We start from the raw sequence: 15182 nt of genomic DNA, 5'->3' as shown, positions 1-15182 counted from the left end.
TTACCAGGGCCCGTAGGGACCGTAGGCGCTGCCGCCGGATCCCTTCAGCTCGTTCAGCGCCGGCTTCACATCCGCCAGGTACACGGAGGCGGCAGCGACGGCGGCCAGCTGGAACAGCATCAACGTGCCCAAGCCCGTGCTCAGCAGCGACAGGGCGCCCACGGCAACGGAACCGGCGGTCATGCCGGTCCAGAACCCCTTGGTGCGCTTGAAGGCGGCCTGGAAGTGCTCGCCCTTCCGGCCGAGGCAGTCGACCAGCGCCCACAACTCAATGCCCAGGGCAAGAATCCCCAGGCCGAAATACAGCCAATGCTGGAACGCGTAGACAAGTAGCACCTTCCAAGCCTAACTGTTCTTGCGCCTATCAGTCCTGCACTTTTTCCAGCGCCTGCTCCAGATCGGCCCACAGATCGGCCGCGTTCTCGATTCCGACGGACAGCCGCAGCAGGTTTTCGGGTACGCTCTTCGGTTCGTTGACGTGCCGGCGGCGGCGCTCGATCAGCGACTCCACCCCGCCCAGCGAGGTTGCGGGCAGCCACAGCTGCAGTGCCTCGGTAACGGCTTCAGCGGCAGCCGAACCGCCGCGGATCTGGATGGCGATGATGGAGCCGAAGCCGTTCATCTGCGCCTTGGCACGCTCGTGCCCCGGGTCGCCCGGCAGGCCCGGGTAGCGCACGGCTTCCACCCGCGGGTGCTGCTGCAGTTTCGCGGCGAGCTCCGCCGCCGTGGCCTGCGAACGGTCAACCCGCAGTGCCAGGGTGCGCACCCCGCGCAGCGCAAGCCAGGTTGCGAACGGCCCGGCGATGGCCCCGTGCAGCGAACGGTGCGTGAGCAGCTTCGCCTGCAGGTCCGGGTTGGACGTGACCACGGCGCCCAGAACGACGTCGGAATGCCCGGCAAGATATTTCGTCACCGAATGGACGACGACGTCGACCCCGACCTCCAGCGGGCGCTGTCCCAGCGGGGTGGAAAAGGTATTGTCGGCAACCACCAAAGCACCGGCGTCGTGCGCTGCCTGGGCCAGGACGCCGAGCTCGGCTATCTCGAGCATGGGGTTGGTGGGGCTTTCCAACCACACCATGTCCGCACCCTCCAGCTGGGCCTTGACCGCCTCGGTATCCGCAATGTCCACGGTGCGGATCTTCACTGCACCGCGCCCGGCCAGGTCTTCGGCCAAAGCCAGGCTGCCCTGGTAGCTGTGCTGCGGCATGACCACCACGCCGCCGGCGGGAACCAAGGACAGCGCCGCGGCCACGGCGGCCAGCCCCGAGGCGAAGACCAGGGCCGGCAGTTCGGCGCCCTCGAGCTCGCCCAGGGTTTCCTCGAACGGGTCCCAGGTGGGGTTGGAGTAACGCCCGTAGGCGCGGTCGCCCTGGACCACTTCGCCGAGGCCGAAGAACGTCGAGGACAGCACCACCGGCGGGTTCACCGGGGAATCATGGGTCCGCTCCGGGCGGCCGGCGGAAACCACAACGGTGTCCGGGGCAAGATGGTCTGGATGCTGGGATGCGCTCTGGCTCATGAAAGCAAGGTTAATCCCGCGGGCCGTCCACAGGTTAACTCGTGACCTTTCTTTGGCAGCAGCCAAGAACGGTACGCTAATTGGGTGACTTCCCCCGCTATCCCCTCCCCCGCTGGCGCCCGCGCGGGGCTGTTCATCGCGTTCGAGGGCGGCGACGGGGCAGGCAAGTCCACCCAGGCAGCCGCCGTCCAGGCCCGGCTGGAAGCCGCCGGACACGCGGTGCTGCGGACCCGGGAGCCGGGCGGCACGCCCATCGGCGAAAAGCTGCGCTCCCTGGTGCTGGACCACGGCCACGGCGAGATCGACGCCCGCACCGAAGCTTTGATTTTTGCCGCCTCACGGGCGGCCCACGTGCAGCAGGTGATCCAGCCGGCGCTGGAGCGCGGCGAGATTGTGCTGTGTGACCGTTTCATCGACTCGTCGGTGGCTTATCAAGGTGCCGGGCGGGAACTGGGCATTGCCGCGGTGCGGGACATCAACCTGTGGGCCACGGCTTCGCTGCTGCCCGATGTCACAGTGCTCCTTGATGTTGCTCCGGACGACGGCCGCGACCGGCGGCTGGCCGGTGAAGCCGCGGAAGACCGGCTCGAATCCGAACCGGACGACTTCCACGGGCGGATCCGGGCCGCCTTCCTGGAGCTGGCCGCGGCCCGCCCCGACGAGTACCTGGTGCTGGACGCGCGCGCCGAACGCGAGGATCTGACGGCCGCCATCCTCGAGCGCATCGACGGGTTGCTGGCATGAGCGTCTGGTCCGACCTGCCCGGCCAGACCGCCGTGATGGAGCAGCTCAGCCGCGCCGCAGCCGCCGAGCGGCCCAACCACGCCTGGCTGTTTACCGGCCCGCCCGGCTCCGGCCGGTCCAATGCTGCACGGTCTTTCGCCGCCGCCCTGCTGTGCGAACAGCCCGATCCCGCCGCCCGCGGCTGCGGCGAATGCCATGCCTGCCACACCGTTTTGGGCGGCACCAATGCGGATGTGTCTGCCATGGTGACGGAGAACGTGTCCTTCACCATCCGGGAGGTCCGTGACTGGGTCACCAAGGCGCAGGACAAACCGTCCTCGGGCCGCTGGCGCGTGATCATCATCGAGGACGCCGACCGCATGGCGGAGCGGACCACCAATGTGCTCCTCAAGGCCATCGAGGAACCACCGCCGCGGACCATCTGGCTGCTTTGCGCGCCGAGCCCGGCGGACGTACTGGTCACCATCCGCTCGCGCTGCCGTCCCGTTGGCCTGCGCATTCCCCCAGTGGGCGATGTGGCCGAGCTGCTGGTCCGCCGCGACGGGGCCACGCCGGAGCTCGCGGAGTTCGCCGCCCGGGTTTCGCAGAGCCACATCGGCGTGGCCCGCAGGCTCGCCGCCAATGAGGACGCGCGCAGCCGCCGGGACACGATTGTCCGGCTGCCATTGCGCCTGCGCGGGGTATCCGATGCGGTGATGGCCGCCGGCGAGCTGGTGGAAATCTCCAATGCCGACGCCGCAGCTGCCTCCGAGCAGCGCAACGCCGCCGAGCGCGAGGCCCTGCTGCACACCCTCGGCGCGCCGGAGAAAGGCACGCTGCCGCCAGCCATGCGCAGCCAGCTGAAGCAACTGGAGGACGAGCAGAAACGCCGGGCCAAGCGCAGCGTGAGCGACTCCCTGGACCGCGTCATGATCGACCTGACCACGTTCTATCGGGACGTGCTGGCCCTCCAGCTGGGTGCTTCGTCGGACCTGGTCAACGAGTACCTGCGGCCGGAGCTGACGTCCTACGCGGAACAATCGACCCCCGAGAAAACGTTGCAGAGGTTGGACGCCATCGCGCAGACGCGCAAACGGCTCAGCACCAACGTGGCCCCGGTACTGGCCATGGAAGCCATGGCAGTCAGCCTGCTTTAGATTCTTGACCAATCCAGGAGAACAATTGATGCGCACCTTACCGCGACGATCCGGCCCCAGCGCCAAAACCGCAGCGGCCGCCGTCGTGCTCTTCCTGCTGGCCGGGTGCGGGCTGCTGCCGGGCACAACCGATGCCCCGCCGTCGTCGTCGCCCGAAGTCATCGGCGGCGTGGACGAGCAGCTGATGCCCTACTACGGCCAGTCGGTCAGCTGGGAAAGCTGCGAAGGCCGGTTCGAGTGCGCGGACATCGAAGTCCCGGTCGATTATGCCGATCCGGACGGCGAGAGCATCAAGATCGCCGCGATCCGCAGCACCACCGACGGCGATTCCTTGGGCTCCATCCTGCTGAACCCCGGCGGTCCGGGCGGTTCGGGCTATGACACCGTGCGCGGCTCGCTGGAGCAGATGACTACCGAGGAACTGCGCGGCAGCTACGACATCGTGGGCTTTGACCCCCGCGGCGTGAAGCGTTCGGCCCCGGTGACCTGCCTGACCGACGCGGAGCGGGATGCCGCGCGCGAGGTGCAGTATGACCTGGACAGCGACGCCGGCATCGCCGAAGCCATGGAGGACTCGGCCGAGCTGGCCGAGAAATGCGCGGCGAAGACCGGCGAAGTCCTGGGCCATGTGGACACCGCCAGCGCCGCCAAGGACATGGACATCATCCGCGCCGTGGTCGGCGACGCCAAGCTGAATTACCTGGGCTTCTCCTACGGCACCTTCCTCGGCGCGACCTATGCGGACCTCTTTCCGGAGCGGGTGGGCCGGATGGTGCTCGACGGGGCACTGGATCCGTCGCTGACCAACGAGCAGGTCACGCTCGGCCAGGCCAAGGCGTTCGAAGGCGCGATCCGCAGCTACGCCGAAAGCTGCCTGGCATCCGCGGACTGCCCCCTGTCCGGAACCGTGGACCAGGCCGTCGGCCAGATCCAGGACCTGATCCGGTCCGTCGAGGCCAACCCGCTGACCGCCCAGGACGGCCGCCTGGTCACCGTGGGCACCTTCGTCTCGGGATTCATCGTGCCGCTGTACAACGATGTGAACTGGCCGCTGCTGACCCGCGCCTTGGACGGTGCTTTCGACGGCGATCCGACGGACATGCTCTACCTCGCGGATCTGGGCGCCGAACGTCAGGCGGACGGCGACTACACCTCCAACAGCACGGCTGCTTTTACCGCCATCAACTGCCTGGACTATCCGATGGAATCCGATCTGGCGGGCATGAAGGAAAATGCGGCGGCGCTGGAGGAAGCCTCGCCAACGCTGGGCCGGTACCTCGCCTACGGTGGCACCACCTGCGAGAGCTGGCCGGCGGAGCCGGTGCGCACCCCCGCACCGGTTGACGCTGCCGGAGCCGATCCGATCCTCGTCATCGGCACCACCGGCGACCCGGCCACCCCGTACGAATGGGCCGTGTCCATGACGGAACAGCTGGAATCCGCCTCGCTGCTGACCTACGAGGCGCAAGGCCATACCGCCTACGGCCGCGGCGACAGCTGCGTACAGAACGCCGTGGACAGCTACTTCATCGAGGGCACGATGCCGGATGAGGGCACTGTTTGCTAAGCCGGTTTTGACCAGCGAGCCCTTGCTCTCCTATAGTTGTTCCTTGTGGATTCTGGCCGGTTATCCGGCCTGGAAGCCCGGCCTCCTTAGCTCAGTCGGTAGAGCGTTTCACTCGTAATGAAAAGGTCGCCAGTTCGATTCTGGCAGGGGGCTCATCCGAAAATCCCGTCGCATCAAGATGCGGCGGGATTTTCTTTGCCCGACGGCGCCGCTACCGGGTTTCCAGGTAGCGCTGCGCGTCCGCAACGTCCTCGATCACGATGTCCGCCCGCCGTCGTACGTTGTCAACGCTGGCCGAACCGCTGGAGGGCGTATCGGAGTGTCCTGGGTCCAAGCGGATCATCGCGGCGGCCTGCGCAGCCGCGGCCAGGGAGTTGCCGGCCTTGGACAGGCAGCGGTGGACGGCGGCCAGGTTCCCGCCGGGGATGTCCATGCCATCGCTCGGATGCAGCTCGTGGGCCGCCATGCAGTAGGCACGCACCCGGGGCAGCAGTGCGGCGAGTTCGTCGGCGATGACCAGGAGCTCGCCGTAGAGTTCCTCGTCCTGCACACCCTCAAGAACCTGATGGTAGCGGTCCAGCCCGCGGCGGAACCGGTCGTGGGTGCGCCGCCAGATGCCTTTGCCCAATTCCTTATCGTCACGCCGGGCTTGGCGGGCGGCTCCGAACAGCGCCACGGAACTCAGAGGTACTGGCCCGGGGTGTGGGTGCCGGGGCCGGACGGGTTTTCCGATTCCGCACCGTCAGCGCGGCGGGGTTCGCCGTCGTTGCCGATGACGACGCCGGGGGCAATGACCGTGCCGGGCGGGAGCTGGCGCATCTGCATCCGTGCGGCCATCTGCTGGGTGGCGGCCTGCTGCGCGGCGATGGCGGTCTGGATACCGTGGAACAGCCCTTCGAGCCAGCCGACCAGCTGTGCCTGGGCGATCCGCAGTTCGGCGTCCGACGGCGTGGAGTCGTCGGTGAAGGGCAGATTGATGCGGTGCAGTTCGTCGATGAGCTCCGGCGCCAGCCCGTCCTCGAGTTCCTTTACGGATCGTTCGTGGATTTCTGCCAGCCGGTTGCGCGCGGCATCGTCCAGCGGGGCGCTGCGGACCTCTTCCAGCAGTTGGCGGATCATGGTCCCGATCCGCATGACTTTGGCGGGTTCATCCACCAGGTCATGGAGCTGCGAACCCTTCTTCCCGTTGCTGCCCGCTTCGTTCCGGGCCTCGGCTTCCTCCGCGCGCTGCTGGTCAGGGGTGAGAGCTCCTTCGATGGCCGGTTCTTCCGTCTGAGGTATCTGCTCGTCGCTCATGGTTTCATCTTGCCAGAGGCCGAAGCTAAATCCAGCCTTGCTCCCGCACATTGGCGGCTCTAGCTCGGTCAACGGCGCACCCGATAGCGCAGGTGAAGCACCCGGTTGCCCTGAATCACCACGTCGGGATCCTCCAACAGGTGCTGTGCGTGGACCGACCCGAAGTAGCGCTTGCCGGACCCGAACACGACGGGTGCGACGTCCATGCGCACCTCGTCGACCAGGCCCGCGGCAAGCATCTGGCCACCGACGTCGCCGGCGGCGACCTCGACAATGCGGTCACCCGCAAGCTCCTGCGCCATGGCCATGGCTGCCTCGACGCCGCCGACGAAGTGAAACGGCGCCTCGGGGTCCCAGCCCTCGGGCTGCGGCCGGTGCGTCACGACGACCACGTGGTCGATCCCGCTCGGAGGCTTCCCGTCCCAGCCGTCGGTCAGGTCGAAGACGTGGCGGCCCGCGATTGTCACCCCGATCTGGTCCCAGTACGGCCGGGTGTAGTCGTAGGACGTCTGCGACACCTTCAGCACGCCGCTCTCGTCCAACGGGACGTCACCGCTGGTCAACCAGTCGAACAGCGGTCCGGGCTGGTCGTTCTCGTCCGCGATAAAGCCGTCCACCGACACCGAGCTGTACATGACAACCTTGCCCACGGGGCTCTCCTCTGCTTTAGGGTGCCCCCACATTAGCGTGTCGTGAGCTGTCGCTCTAGGAAGAAATCAATCGGCCGGAGCGCAACCGTTACAAACAGCACCCGCCCCGAAGTCTCCGTGAGGAGCTCGAGACGGGTGCCGCCGTCGTTGTTCAGCTGTGGGCCGCTAGCAGCAGCGGCCTTCGGGATTGCGGTCCTGGCGGTCCGTCTTGTCCCGCCAGAACTCGCGCTCGGTCATGGGCGGCGTGCCGGTGTGGGTCCGCGCGTGGTGGTCAAGGTACGCCTGGTAGGCGTTCTCGCCCATCAGGGACTTGAAATACCAGACGAAGCCCTTCCAGCCGGCGTGTGCCTTGCCGGCGGCCTGGTTGAATGCCTTGTTCGTGGACATGGTCATCAGTGCTTCGACCGCGCCAGCCGCTTGTCCTGGGGCAGTTCGTCCCAGCGCTTCTGCAGTTCGCGCTCCGGCGGTGTGGCGATAAAGCCGGACGGTGCGTACGTGGCCGAGACGACGGCGAGGTCCTCGTGGGACTTTTCGCCGCCCCGCTGCCAGGACTTGATGGTGGCGATGATGGCCGTGGCGATGACGATGATGGTCAGCACCACGAACACGATGGACAGCGTGCCCTGGACCCAGGTGTTCCGAACCACCGCCTCCATCGCCTCGACCGACCCTGCATTGCCCAGGCTGGTCTCGCCGTTGGCCAGCGCTTCCTGGTGGGCGAAGTGGTTGGCCCAGTAGCCCACGCGTACGTCCGGCGAGAAGATCTTCAGGATCGACGCCCAGATGGTGATTACTGCGGCGAAGGCCAGTGGGAGGGCGATGATCCACAGGTACTTGAACACGCCCTTCTTGGCCGCGATGGCCATGCAGACCGCGAGCGCGATCGCCGCGAGCAGCTGGTTGGCGATGCCGAAGAGCGGGAAGAACGTGTTGATACCGCCCAACGGATCCGTCACCCCGAGTATCAGGATGTACCCCCAGCCGGCCACCATGATCGCCGTACAGATCCAGACCCCCGGGCGCCAGGACATGTCCTTGAACTTGGGAGCGAAGTTGCCGATGGTATCCTGCAGCATGAAGCGGGCCACGCGGGTTCCGGCGTCCACGGCGGTGAGGATGAACAGCGCTTCGAACATGATCGCGAAGTGGTACCAGAAGGCCATCAGGCCTACGCCGCCGATCAGGCTCTGCATGATCTGGGCGAGGCCGACGGCGAGGGTTGGGGCGCCGCCCGTTCGCGAGACCACCGACTCCTCGCCGACGTTGGCGGCCAGTTGGGTCAGCATGTCCGGGGTCAGGTTCACGCCGGCCAGGCCCAGGCTGTTGACGAAGGCCACCGCACCCTCCACGGTGCCGCCGGTCGCGGCGGCCGAGGAGTTCATCGCGAAATAGATCCCGCGGTCAATGGAGATCGCCGCGACCAGGGCCATGATGGCCACGAAGGACTCCATCAGCATGCCGCCGTAACCGATGAAGCGCGTCTGCTTCTCCTTGTGGACCATCTTCGGCGTGGTGCCCGAAGAAATCAGCGCGTGGAAGCCGGACAAGGCGCCACAGGCAATGGTCACGAACAGGAACGGCCACAGGGAGCCGGGTACTACGGGCCCGTCGGTCCGGCCGGCGAACTCGCTGATGGCCGGGATGTTGATCTCCGGACGCACCAGCACGATGGCCACGGCCAGCATGACAATGGTGCCGATCTTCATGAAGGTGGAGAGGTAGTCGCGCGGGGCCAGCAGCAGCCACACCGGGAGTACCGCGGCGATGAAGCCGTAGATGATGATGCCCCAGGCGATGGTGATGCGGTCCAGCGTGAAGACGGCTACGCCCCAGTCGGTTTCGGCAATCATGCCGCCGCCGATGATCGCGGCAATCAACAGCACGAAGCCGATAATTGAAATCTCGCTGACTTTGCCCGGGCGGATGAAGCGCAGGTAGATGCCCATGAAAATCGCGATCGGGATGGTCATGGAAACCGAGAAGACGCCCCACGGGGATTCGCCCAGCGCGTTGACCACCACGAGGGCCAGGATGGCGACGATGATGATCATGATGGCCAGCGTTGCGATCAGTGCGGCGGTGCCGCCGATCAGGCCAAGTTCCTCGCGGGCCATCTGGCCCAGCGAGCGTCCACCGCGGCGCATCGAGAAGAACAGCACCAGGTAGTCCTGCACCGCTCCGGCCAGGATCACGCCGATGATGATCCAGATGGTGCCTGGAAGGTAGCCCATCTGGGCTGCGAGGATGGGACCCACCAGAGGTCCGGCTCCGGCGATCGCCGCAAAGTGGTGCCCGTACAGCACCCGGCGATCCGTGACTACATAGTCCTTGCCGTCCGCCTTGTACTCCGCCGGCGTGGCCCGCTTGTCGTTGGGTCTGGTGATCTTGTTCTCGATGAACTTCGAATAGAAGCGGTAGAAGATCAGGTAGGTGCACACCGCGGCGAAGACGAACCAGATGGCGTTGACGGTTTCGCCCCGTACAAACGCGAGCATCGTCCAGGCCACGCCGCCCAGCAGCGCGATGACTACCCAAATGGCGATCTTCAGCGGCGGCCACCGGCGCTCCTCGGCAGCGGCGATCTCCGGGTCAAGGGCTACCGGCGGAAGGTTGGGATCCTGGACCAGGACGGCTGAATCACGGTCCGGGTCCGGATCCGGCGCGGATCCTGCTGTTGGGGTCTGGCTCATCATTGCTCCCTGTTCAGACGCATGGCGGATAAAAAGCTTACTTATCAGCAATCTAACAGCAGCATGCATCAAGTCACAGGGATTCGGCCGACCAATAGCCGAGCAGGCTGGAGTATGCGCCCAGCGGCCCTCCCGCTGGGCGTCCGCGGGTTTCCCGTTGCCAGGCGGCCCTAGGCCGCGGCGGTGGTGAGCAGGATCTTCCCGATGTGCTCGCCCGAGTCGAAATACTCGTGCGCCTCGGCCGCCGAATCCAGCGGATAGGTCCGGCCCACCTGCGCGGTGATATCCCCCGAGGCGACCAGCGGCCAGACGTGGGTCATGACGGCCCGGACGATCGCGGACTTTTCCTCCACCGGCCGCGAGCGCAGCGTGGTGCCGATGACGGCGGCGCGCTTGGCCATCAGCTGGCCGAGGTTCAGTTCCGCCTTGGCGCCGCCCTGCAGCCCGATGACCACCAGCCGGCCGGACGTGGCCAGGGCGTCCAGATTACGCTGCAGGTATTTCGCCCCGACGACGTCGAGGATCACGTCTGCCCCGCGGCCGCCGGTGGCTTCCTTGACCTTGGCGACAAAGTCCTCTTCCTTGTAGTTGATGAGGACCTGGGCACCCAGGGGGCGGACGACGTCGAGCTTGGCCTGGGAGCCGGCGGTCACCATGGGTAGGCCGCCGAACGCGCGGACCATCTGGACCGCCATCGTGCCGATGCCGCCGCTGCCACCGTGGATGAGTACGCTTTCGCCCGCCTGTACCCCGGCCGCCATGAAGAGATTGGAGAAAATGGTGGCCGTCACTTCCGGCAGCGCCGCCGCCGTGACCAGGTCCACCCCTTCGGGCACAGTCATCAGCTGCCCCGCAGGTACCGCGACCTGTTCGGCGTAACCGCCGCCGGCCAGCAAGGCGCAGACCTCGTCCCCGATCTGCCAGCCGGTGACCTCTTCGCCGAGCGCAGAGATGCGGCCGGAAACCTCAAGGCCGGGAATGTCGGATGCGCCGGGCGGCGGCGGGTAGACTCCGCGGCGCTGCTGCACATCCGCGCGGTTCAAGCCCGCAGCAACGACGTCGACAATCACCTCGCCCGGCTTCGGAGCCGGCGGCTGGACCTCACGGACCTCGATGACCTCGGGACCGCCTGAGCCTTGGTAAAAAACCGCCTTCATTCACGCCTCCTGGTGCACGCCGAAAACCGGCCGGAGTTTTGATATCTCCGGCCCCTCCGTGACACACTACTAGGCAGGGAAGGTTGTCCGAGCGGCCGAAGGAGCTGGTCTTGAAAACCAGTAGGCGGTAACCCCGTCTCATGGGTTCAAATCCCATACCTTCCGCTCCCTGTTACTCAAGGGCCCCGGTTCCGGGGTCCTTGAGTTGTTTAAGCGCCGACATAGTCGCGCGGGCCGCGGCTTTTGTCAAGACTTTCCCGGCGTCGCGGAAGTTGCGAAGGCCTTCTTTCACAGAAACTATTCCCTTGGTACAACCCGAGCGGTAACCTCTCGTTCATCCTGCTGGGCTGGGATCGTCAGGTGCGCTCGCACACCATCACTGCCTTGCTGCCGGACCGGCTCGCCTTGGGCGCCGTCCTCCGGCACACCTTTATGGGGAACTGAAAACTGGAGATACCGTGCCACAGGCTGCATCATCTATGAAGGCCACGCTGGGCGCTGCATTGTCGATCGGTCTGCTGGCCGCTCCCTTCGCAGCCCTGCCCGCCGTGGCAAACGAAAACGACCCGGAACCGGCCACGGCGCCGCTGGAAGCTCCCGCTGAAGATCAACCCGTCGAAACGCAGGACGTAGGCGACACCTACGAGCTGAATCTGCTGGGCATCAACGACTTCCACGGCCGCATCGACGACAACACGGTGAAATTTGCCGGCACCGTCGAACAGCTGCGGGAGCAGAACCCGGATGGCACGCTCTTCACTTCGGCCGGCGACAACATCGGCGCTTCGCTGTTCGCCTCGGCTTCCCAGGACGACCAGCCAACCATCGATGTCCTGAATGCGCTGGAACTGGCGACCACCGCCGTCGGCAATCATGAGTTCGACAAGGGCTTCGAGGACCTGAAGGGGCGGGTGTCCACCAACTCCAGTTACCCGCAACTTGGCGCCAACGTGTATGCGCAGGGCACGACGACTCCCGCGCTGCAGGAATACGCCCTGGTCGAGGTGGCGGGACTGACGGTCGGCGTGATCGGTGTGGTGACGCAGGAAACCTCGACCCTGGTCAGTCCCGGCGGCATTTCGACCTTGGACTTCGGCGATCCGGTGGCAGCCGTCAACCGCGTTGCTGGCAAACTGACGGACGGCACCGGCGACGAAGCAGACATCATCCTGGCGTCGTACCACGAGGGCGCCGCCACGGGTTCGAGTCTGGACGCTGCGCTGGGCAGCGCCGTCTTCGCACGCATCGCCAACGAGACCTCCGCCGAGGTGGACGCGATCTTCACCGGGCATACGCACCAGGCCTACACCTTCGACGCTCCAATACCGGGCGCCGCCGGCGAGACCCGGCCCATTGTCCAGACCGGGCAGTACGGCGAGAACATCGGCCAGATCCAGCTCAGTGTCACCGAGGGCGAGGAAAACGGCGAGGCAACTTTCGATGTCACGAGCTACGAGACGGCCCTTGTCCCCCGGGTGGCGATCCCGGACGAGGACGCGGCGAACGCGGACGAGCTAAACAAGGCCCTCGATGACGAACTGGCGGGCAGATACCCTCGGGTAGCCGAAGTCCGCAGGATCGTCGACGCAGCCTTGGCCGAAGCCGAAGTGGTGGGGGCACGGCCGGTCGGCTCCGTGACGGGCGATATCACCACGGCCTTCACGCCCGACGGCGAAGACGAGGACAGCCTGCCGGAGCGCGATGACCGCGCCTCCGAGTCCTCACTGGGCAATCTGGTGGCGGACTCGCTGGTGGAAACACTCTCGGCCGAGCAACTGGGCGGCGCCGAAATCGGTGTGGTCAATCCGGGCGGCCTGCGCTCCGAGCTCTACTACGCGCCGGACGGAACCATCACCTTCGCCGAGGCCAACGCGGTGCTGCCGTTCGTGAACAACCTGTGGACCACCACGCTGACGGGCGCCCAGTTCAAGACGCTGCTGGAGCAGCAGTGGCAGCTGGATGCCGACGGCAACGTGCCCAGCCGGCCCTTCCTGCACCTGGGCCTTTCGGACAACGTCAGCTACACGTACGATCCGGACGCCGAACGGGGCAGCCACATCACCGGCGTGTGGATCAACGGCGAGCAGCTGGACGAAACCCGCGGGTACCGAATTGGCACGTTCAGCTTCCTGGCGCAGGGCGGGGACAACTTCCACGTTTTCAAGGAGGGCACCGACACCCGGGATTCCGGCCTGATCGACCGCGACGCATGGATCGCCTTCCTGGAGCAGAACAGCCCCCTGTCCCCGTCCTTCCACCGCCGTGCCGTAGCCCTGACGGGTGTTCCCGCCGCGGTTGAGCCGGGCCAGCAGGTCTCCTTCGAGGTCGCCAAGCTGGACCTGACCTCGCTGGGCGCTCCGGTCAACACCGAGCTGACGCTGCGCTACGAACCGGCCGACAGCGTCGCCAGCACGCTGGGAACTTTCAACGTGGCCGACGGCGCTGCTACCGTCTCCTTCACTGTTCCGGATGAGCTGAGCGAGGGCGTCTTTACGCTCACCGCGGCCGAGTCCGGCACGCTGGTGCGGCTGCCGATCCAGATCCCGGCGAGCGCGGCCGAACCTCGCGCCGACATCGCCGAAATCCAGGGCACGTCGGACGTCTCGCCGCTGACCGGCAAGAACGTGACCACCCGCGGCGTGGTGACGGCGGTGTACCCGAGGGGCGGGTTCAACGGGTACTACCTCCAGACGCCGGGCACCGGCGGCGACATGGCAGAAGACCATGCGGCCTCCCACGGGATCTTCGTCTTCTCCCCAGCCACGGTGGACGAGGTTGCCCTCGGCGACCACGTCGAGGTCACCGGCGAGGTCAGCGAATACCACGGGCTGACCGAACTGACCGTTGAAGAGGACGGGTTGCTCCTGCTGGACGAACCGGCCGAGCAGGTAAAGCCTGCTGCCATCGAATGGCCCGCCAGCGACGCCGAGCGGGAGAAGTTCGAAGGCATGCTGCTCGATCCGCAGGGCAGCTTCACCGTGACGGACAACTACTCGCTGAACCAGTACGGCGAAATCGGCCTGGCCGCCGGCGACCAGCCGCTGGTCCAGCCCACCGCAGTGGGCACGTACGATTCGGACGAGTTCTGGGCTGAAACGGAGAAGAAAGCCGCGCTTTCCGTGACCTTGGACGACGGTGCCAGCATCAACTACCTGGGCTCCGACGCCAACAAGGACATCGCGCTGCCGTACCTGACCCCGGAGACCCCTGTCCGGGTAGGCTCAGCCGCATCCTTCGGCACGAATGTGGTGCTCGACTACCGGTTCGGTCTGTGGCGTTTCCAGCCGCTGACCCAACTGACCGCAGCCAGCAGCGAAACGGTCCAGCCGGCGTCGTTCTCCGATACCCGCACGCAGGAGCCGGAGGAGGTCGGCGGCAATGTGAAGATCGCCTCGTTCAACGTGCTGAACTACTTCACCACCACCGGCGACCAGCTGGACGATTGCAAGGCCTACACGGACCGGGACGGAAACCCGGTCACCGCACGGAACTGCGACGCGCGCGGCGCTTACGACGCCGAGAACCTGGAACGGCAGGAGGCCAAGATCGTGGCCGCGATCAACGCCCTGGACGCCGACGTCGTCGCCCTGGAGGAGATCGAGAACTCCGCACAGTTCGGCAAGGACCGGGACGACGCCCTCGCCACGCTGACCACCGCCCTGAACGAGGGCCTGGGCGCCTGCGGCGAAGATGCAGCCTGGGACTACGTCCGTTCGCCCGAAGAGCTGCCCGCGCTGGAGGACGAGGACTTCATCCGCACGGCCTTCATTTACAAGAAGGACGCCGTGCAGACCATCGGCGAGTCCGTCATCCACAACGACACGGAAGCCTTCGCCAATGCCCGCAAGCCGCTGGCCCAGGCCTTCAAGGTCAAGCACGGCGGCGCGGACACGAAGTTCATTGTGGTGGCCAACCACTTCAAGTCCAAGGGCTCGGCTCCGTCCTCGGGCGAAAACGCGGACCACGGCCAGGGTGCGTGGAACGTAGCGCGCACCGAGCAGGCGGAATCCCTGGTGGACTTCGCCGGGACGATGCAGGAGCGGATCGGCACGGAGAAGGTCTACCTCACCGGTGACTTCAACTCCTATGCGCAGGAAGATCCGATCCGCGTCCTGACCGAGGCCGGTTACATCGACCAAGGCGCCAAGACCGGCGAGCACAGCTACAACTTCGATGGCCTGGTGGGCTCGCTGGACTACATCTTCGCCTCACCCGAGGCCGACGCCGTGGTGGAAGGCGCGGACATCTGGAACATCAACTCGGTCGAATCGATCGCACTGGAATACAGCCGGTACAACTACAACGCGACCGATTTCTACGCCCCGGACATGTTTCGGGCCAGCGACCACGACCCGATCGTCGTCGGCCTGGACCTGCCGACCGCGCGGGACAAGGCACACGGCAAAGGGTAGGGGCAGTA

General features: G+C 66.2%; 12 protein-coding genes and 2 tRNA genes. 6 read left to right on the top strand and 8 right to left on the bottom strand.

The window, feature by feature from the left end; all coding sequences use genetic code 11:
• Together AC20117_RS10275 and AC20117_RS10270 are read right to left on the bottom strand one after the other, a co-directional pair.
• The gene (locus tag AC20117_RS10275; protein ID WP_074699812.1) at positions 1–336 is read right to left on the bottom strand and encodes a DUF2516 family protein; all 336 of its coding nucleotides are present in this window, start codon (positions 334–336) and stop codon (positions 1–3) included.
• A gap of 28 nt (positions 337–364) precedes the next feature.
• Positions 365–1522, bottom strand: a complete 1158-nt coding sequence (locus AC20117_RS10270; protein ID WP_074699813.1) for a trans-sulfuration enzyme family protein — start codon at positions 1520–1522, stop codon at positions 365–367.
• 84 nt (positions 1523–1606) lie between these two features.
• On the opposite strand from AC20117_RS10270, the gene tmk reads away from it, so the two are divergent.
• The 4 genes from tmk (at position 1607) to AC20117_RS10250 (ending at position 5122) form a co-directional block, all read left to right on the top strand.
• Positions 1607–2266 (top strand): dTMP kinase, encoded by a 660-nt coding sequence (gene tmk, locus AC20117_RS10265; protein ID WP_236777501.1) that lies wholly within the window; start codon positions 1607–1609, stop codon positions 2264–2266.
• On the top strand, positions 2263–3402 hold the full coding sequence (locus AC20117_RS10260) for a DNA polymerase III subunit delta' (protein ID WP_074699814.1): 1140 nt from the start codon (positions 2263–2265) through the stop codon (positions 3400–3402). The genes tmk and AC20117_RS10260 overlap by 4 nt, the downstream gene beginning before the upstream one ends.
• Positions 3403–3430: 28 nt before the next feature.
• Positions 3431–4969, top strand: coding sequence for an alpha/beta hydrolase (locus AC20117_RS10255; RefSeq protein ID WP_074699815.1), 1539 nt, complete (start codon positions 3431–3433; stop codon positions 4967–4969).
• Between the two features lie 80 nt (positions 4970–5049).
• A tRNA-Thr gene (locus AC20117_RS10250) sits at positions 5050–5122 on the top strand.
• A 58-nt stretch (positions 5123–5180) separates the two neighbouring features.
• On the opposite strand, the gene AC20117_RS10245 is transcribed toward AC20117_RS10250, so the two are convergent.
• The 6 genes from AC20117_RS10245 to AC20117_RS10220 all read right to left on the bottom strand — a co-directional run bounded on the left by AC20117_RS10245 (position 5181) and on the right by AC20117_RS10220 (position 10762).
• On the bottom strand, positions 5181–5645 hold the full coding sequence (locus AC20117_RS10245) for a hypothetical protein (protein ID WP_074699816.1): 465 nt from the start codon (positions 5643–5645) through the stop codon (positions 5181–5183).
• A 5-nt stretch (positions 5646–5650) separates the two neighbouring features.
• Positions 5651–6265, bottom strand: coding sequence for a bacterial proteasome activator family protein (locus AC20117_RS10240; RefSeq protein ID WP_074699817.1), 615 nt, complete (start codon positions 6263–6265; stop codon positions 5651–5653).
• 68 nt (positions 6266–6333) lie between these two features.
• Positions 6334–6915, bottom strand: a complete 582-nt coding sequence (locus AC20117_RS10235; protein ID WP_074699818.1) for a dihydrofolate reductase family protein — start codon at positions 6913–6915, stop codon at positions 6334–6336.
• 165 nt (positions 6916–7080) lie between these two features.
• On the bottom strand, positions 7081–7302 hold the full coding sequence (locus AC20117_RS10230) for a YbdD/YjiX family protein (protein WP_074703069.1): 222 nt from the start codon (positions 7300–7302) through the stop codon (positions 7081–7083).
• Positions 7303–7307: 5 nt separating this feature from the next.
• Complete coding sequence (locus tag AC20117_RS10225; protein WP_083339624.1) at positions 7308–9605, bottom strand: carbon starvation CstA family protein; 2298 nt, start codon at positions 9603–9605, stop codon at positions 7308–7310.
• Positions 9606–9775: 170 nt separating this feature from the next.
• A complete protein-coding gene (locus tag AC20117_RS10220) occupies positions 9776–10762 on the bottom strand; it encodes an NAD(P)H-quinone oxidoreductase (RefSeq protein WP_074699819.1) in 987 nt (328 codons plus the stop codon).
• Between the two features lie 77 nt (positions 10763–10839).
• On the opposite strand from AC20117_RS10220, the gene AC20117_RS10215 reads away from it, so the two are divergent.
• Together AC20117_RS10215 and AC20117_RS10210 are read left to right on the top strand one after the other, a co-directional pair.
• Positions 10840–10927, top strand: a tRNA-Ser gene (locus AC20117_RS10215).
• A gap of 293 nt (positions 10928–11220) precedes the next feature.
• The gene (locus AC20117_RS10210) at positions 11221–15174 is read left to right on the top strand and encodes an ExeM/NucH family extracellular endonuclease (RefSeq protein WP_236777500.1); all 3954 of its coding nucleotides are present in this window, start codon (positions 11221–11223) and stop codon (positions 15172–15174) included.
• Positions 15175–15182: the final 8 nt, after the last annotated feature.

The sequence above is a fragment of the Arthrobacter crystallopoietes genome (assembly GCF_002849715.1).
Taxonomy (GTDB): domain Bacteria; phylum Actinomycetota; class Actinomycetes; order Actinomycetales; family Micrococcaceae; genus Crystallibacter; species Crystallibacter crystallopoietes.
The sequence above is the reverse complement of the archived record's forward strand: the minus strand, read 5'-3'. Positions and strand labels throughout refer to the sequence as shown.

Coding starts and splice junctions, on each gene's coding strand:
- AC20117_RS10270 (WP_074699813.1), bottom strand. CDS start 1,522: ATGAGCCAGAGCGCATCCCAGCATCCAGACCATCTTGCCCCGGACACC.
- AC20117_RS10260 (WP_074699814.1), top strand. CDS start 2,263: ATGAGCGTCTGGTCCGACCTGCCCGGCCAGACCGCCGTGATGGAGCAG.
- AC20117_RS10255 (WP_074699815.1), top strand. CDS start 3,431: ATGCGCACCTTACCGCGACGATCCGGCCCCAGCGCCAAAACCGCAGCG.
- AC20117_RS10240 (WP_074699817.1), bottom strand. CDS start 6,265: ATGAGCGACGAGCAGATACCTCAGACGGAAGAACCGGCCATCGAAGGA.
- AC20117_RS10230 (WP_074703069.1), bottom strand. CDS start 7,302: ATGTCCACGAACAAGGCATTCAACCAGGCCGCCGGCAAGGCACACGCC.
- AC20117_RS10225 (WP_083339624.1), bottom strand. CDS start 9,605: ATGAGCCAGACCCCAACAGCAGGATCCGCGCCGGATCCGGACCCGGAC.
- AC20117_RS10220 (WP_074699819.1), bottom strand. CDS start 10,762: ATGAAGGCGGTTTTTTACCAAGGCTCAGGCGGTCCCGAGGTCATCGAG.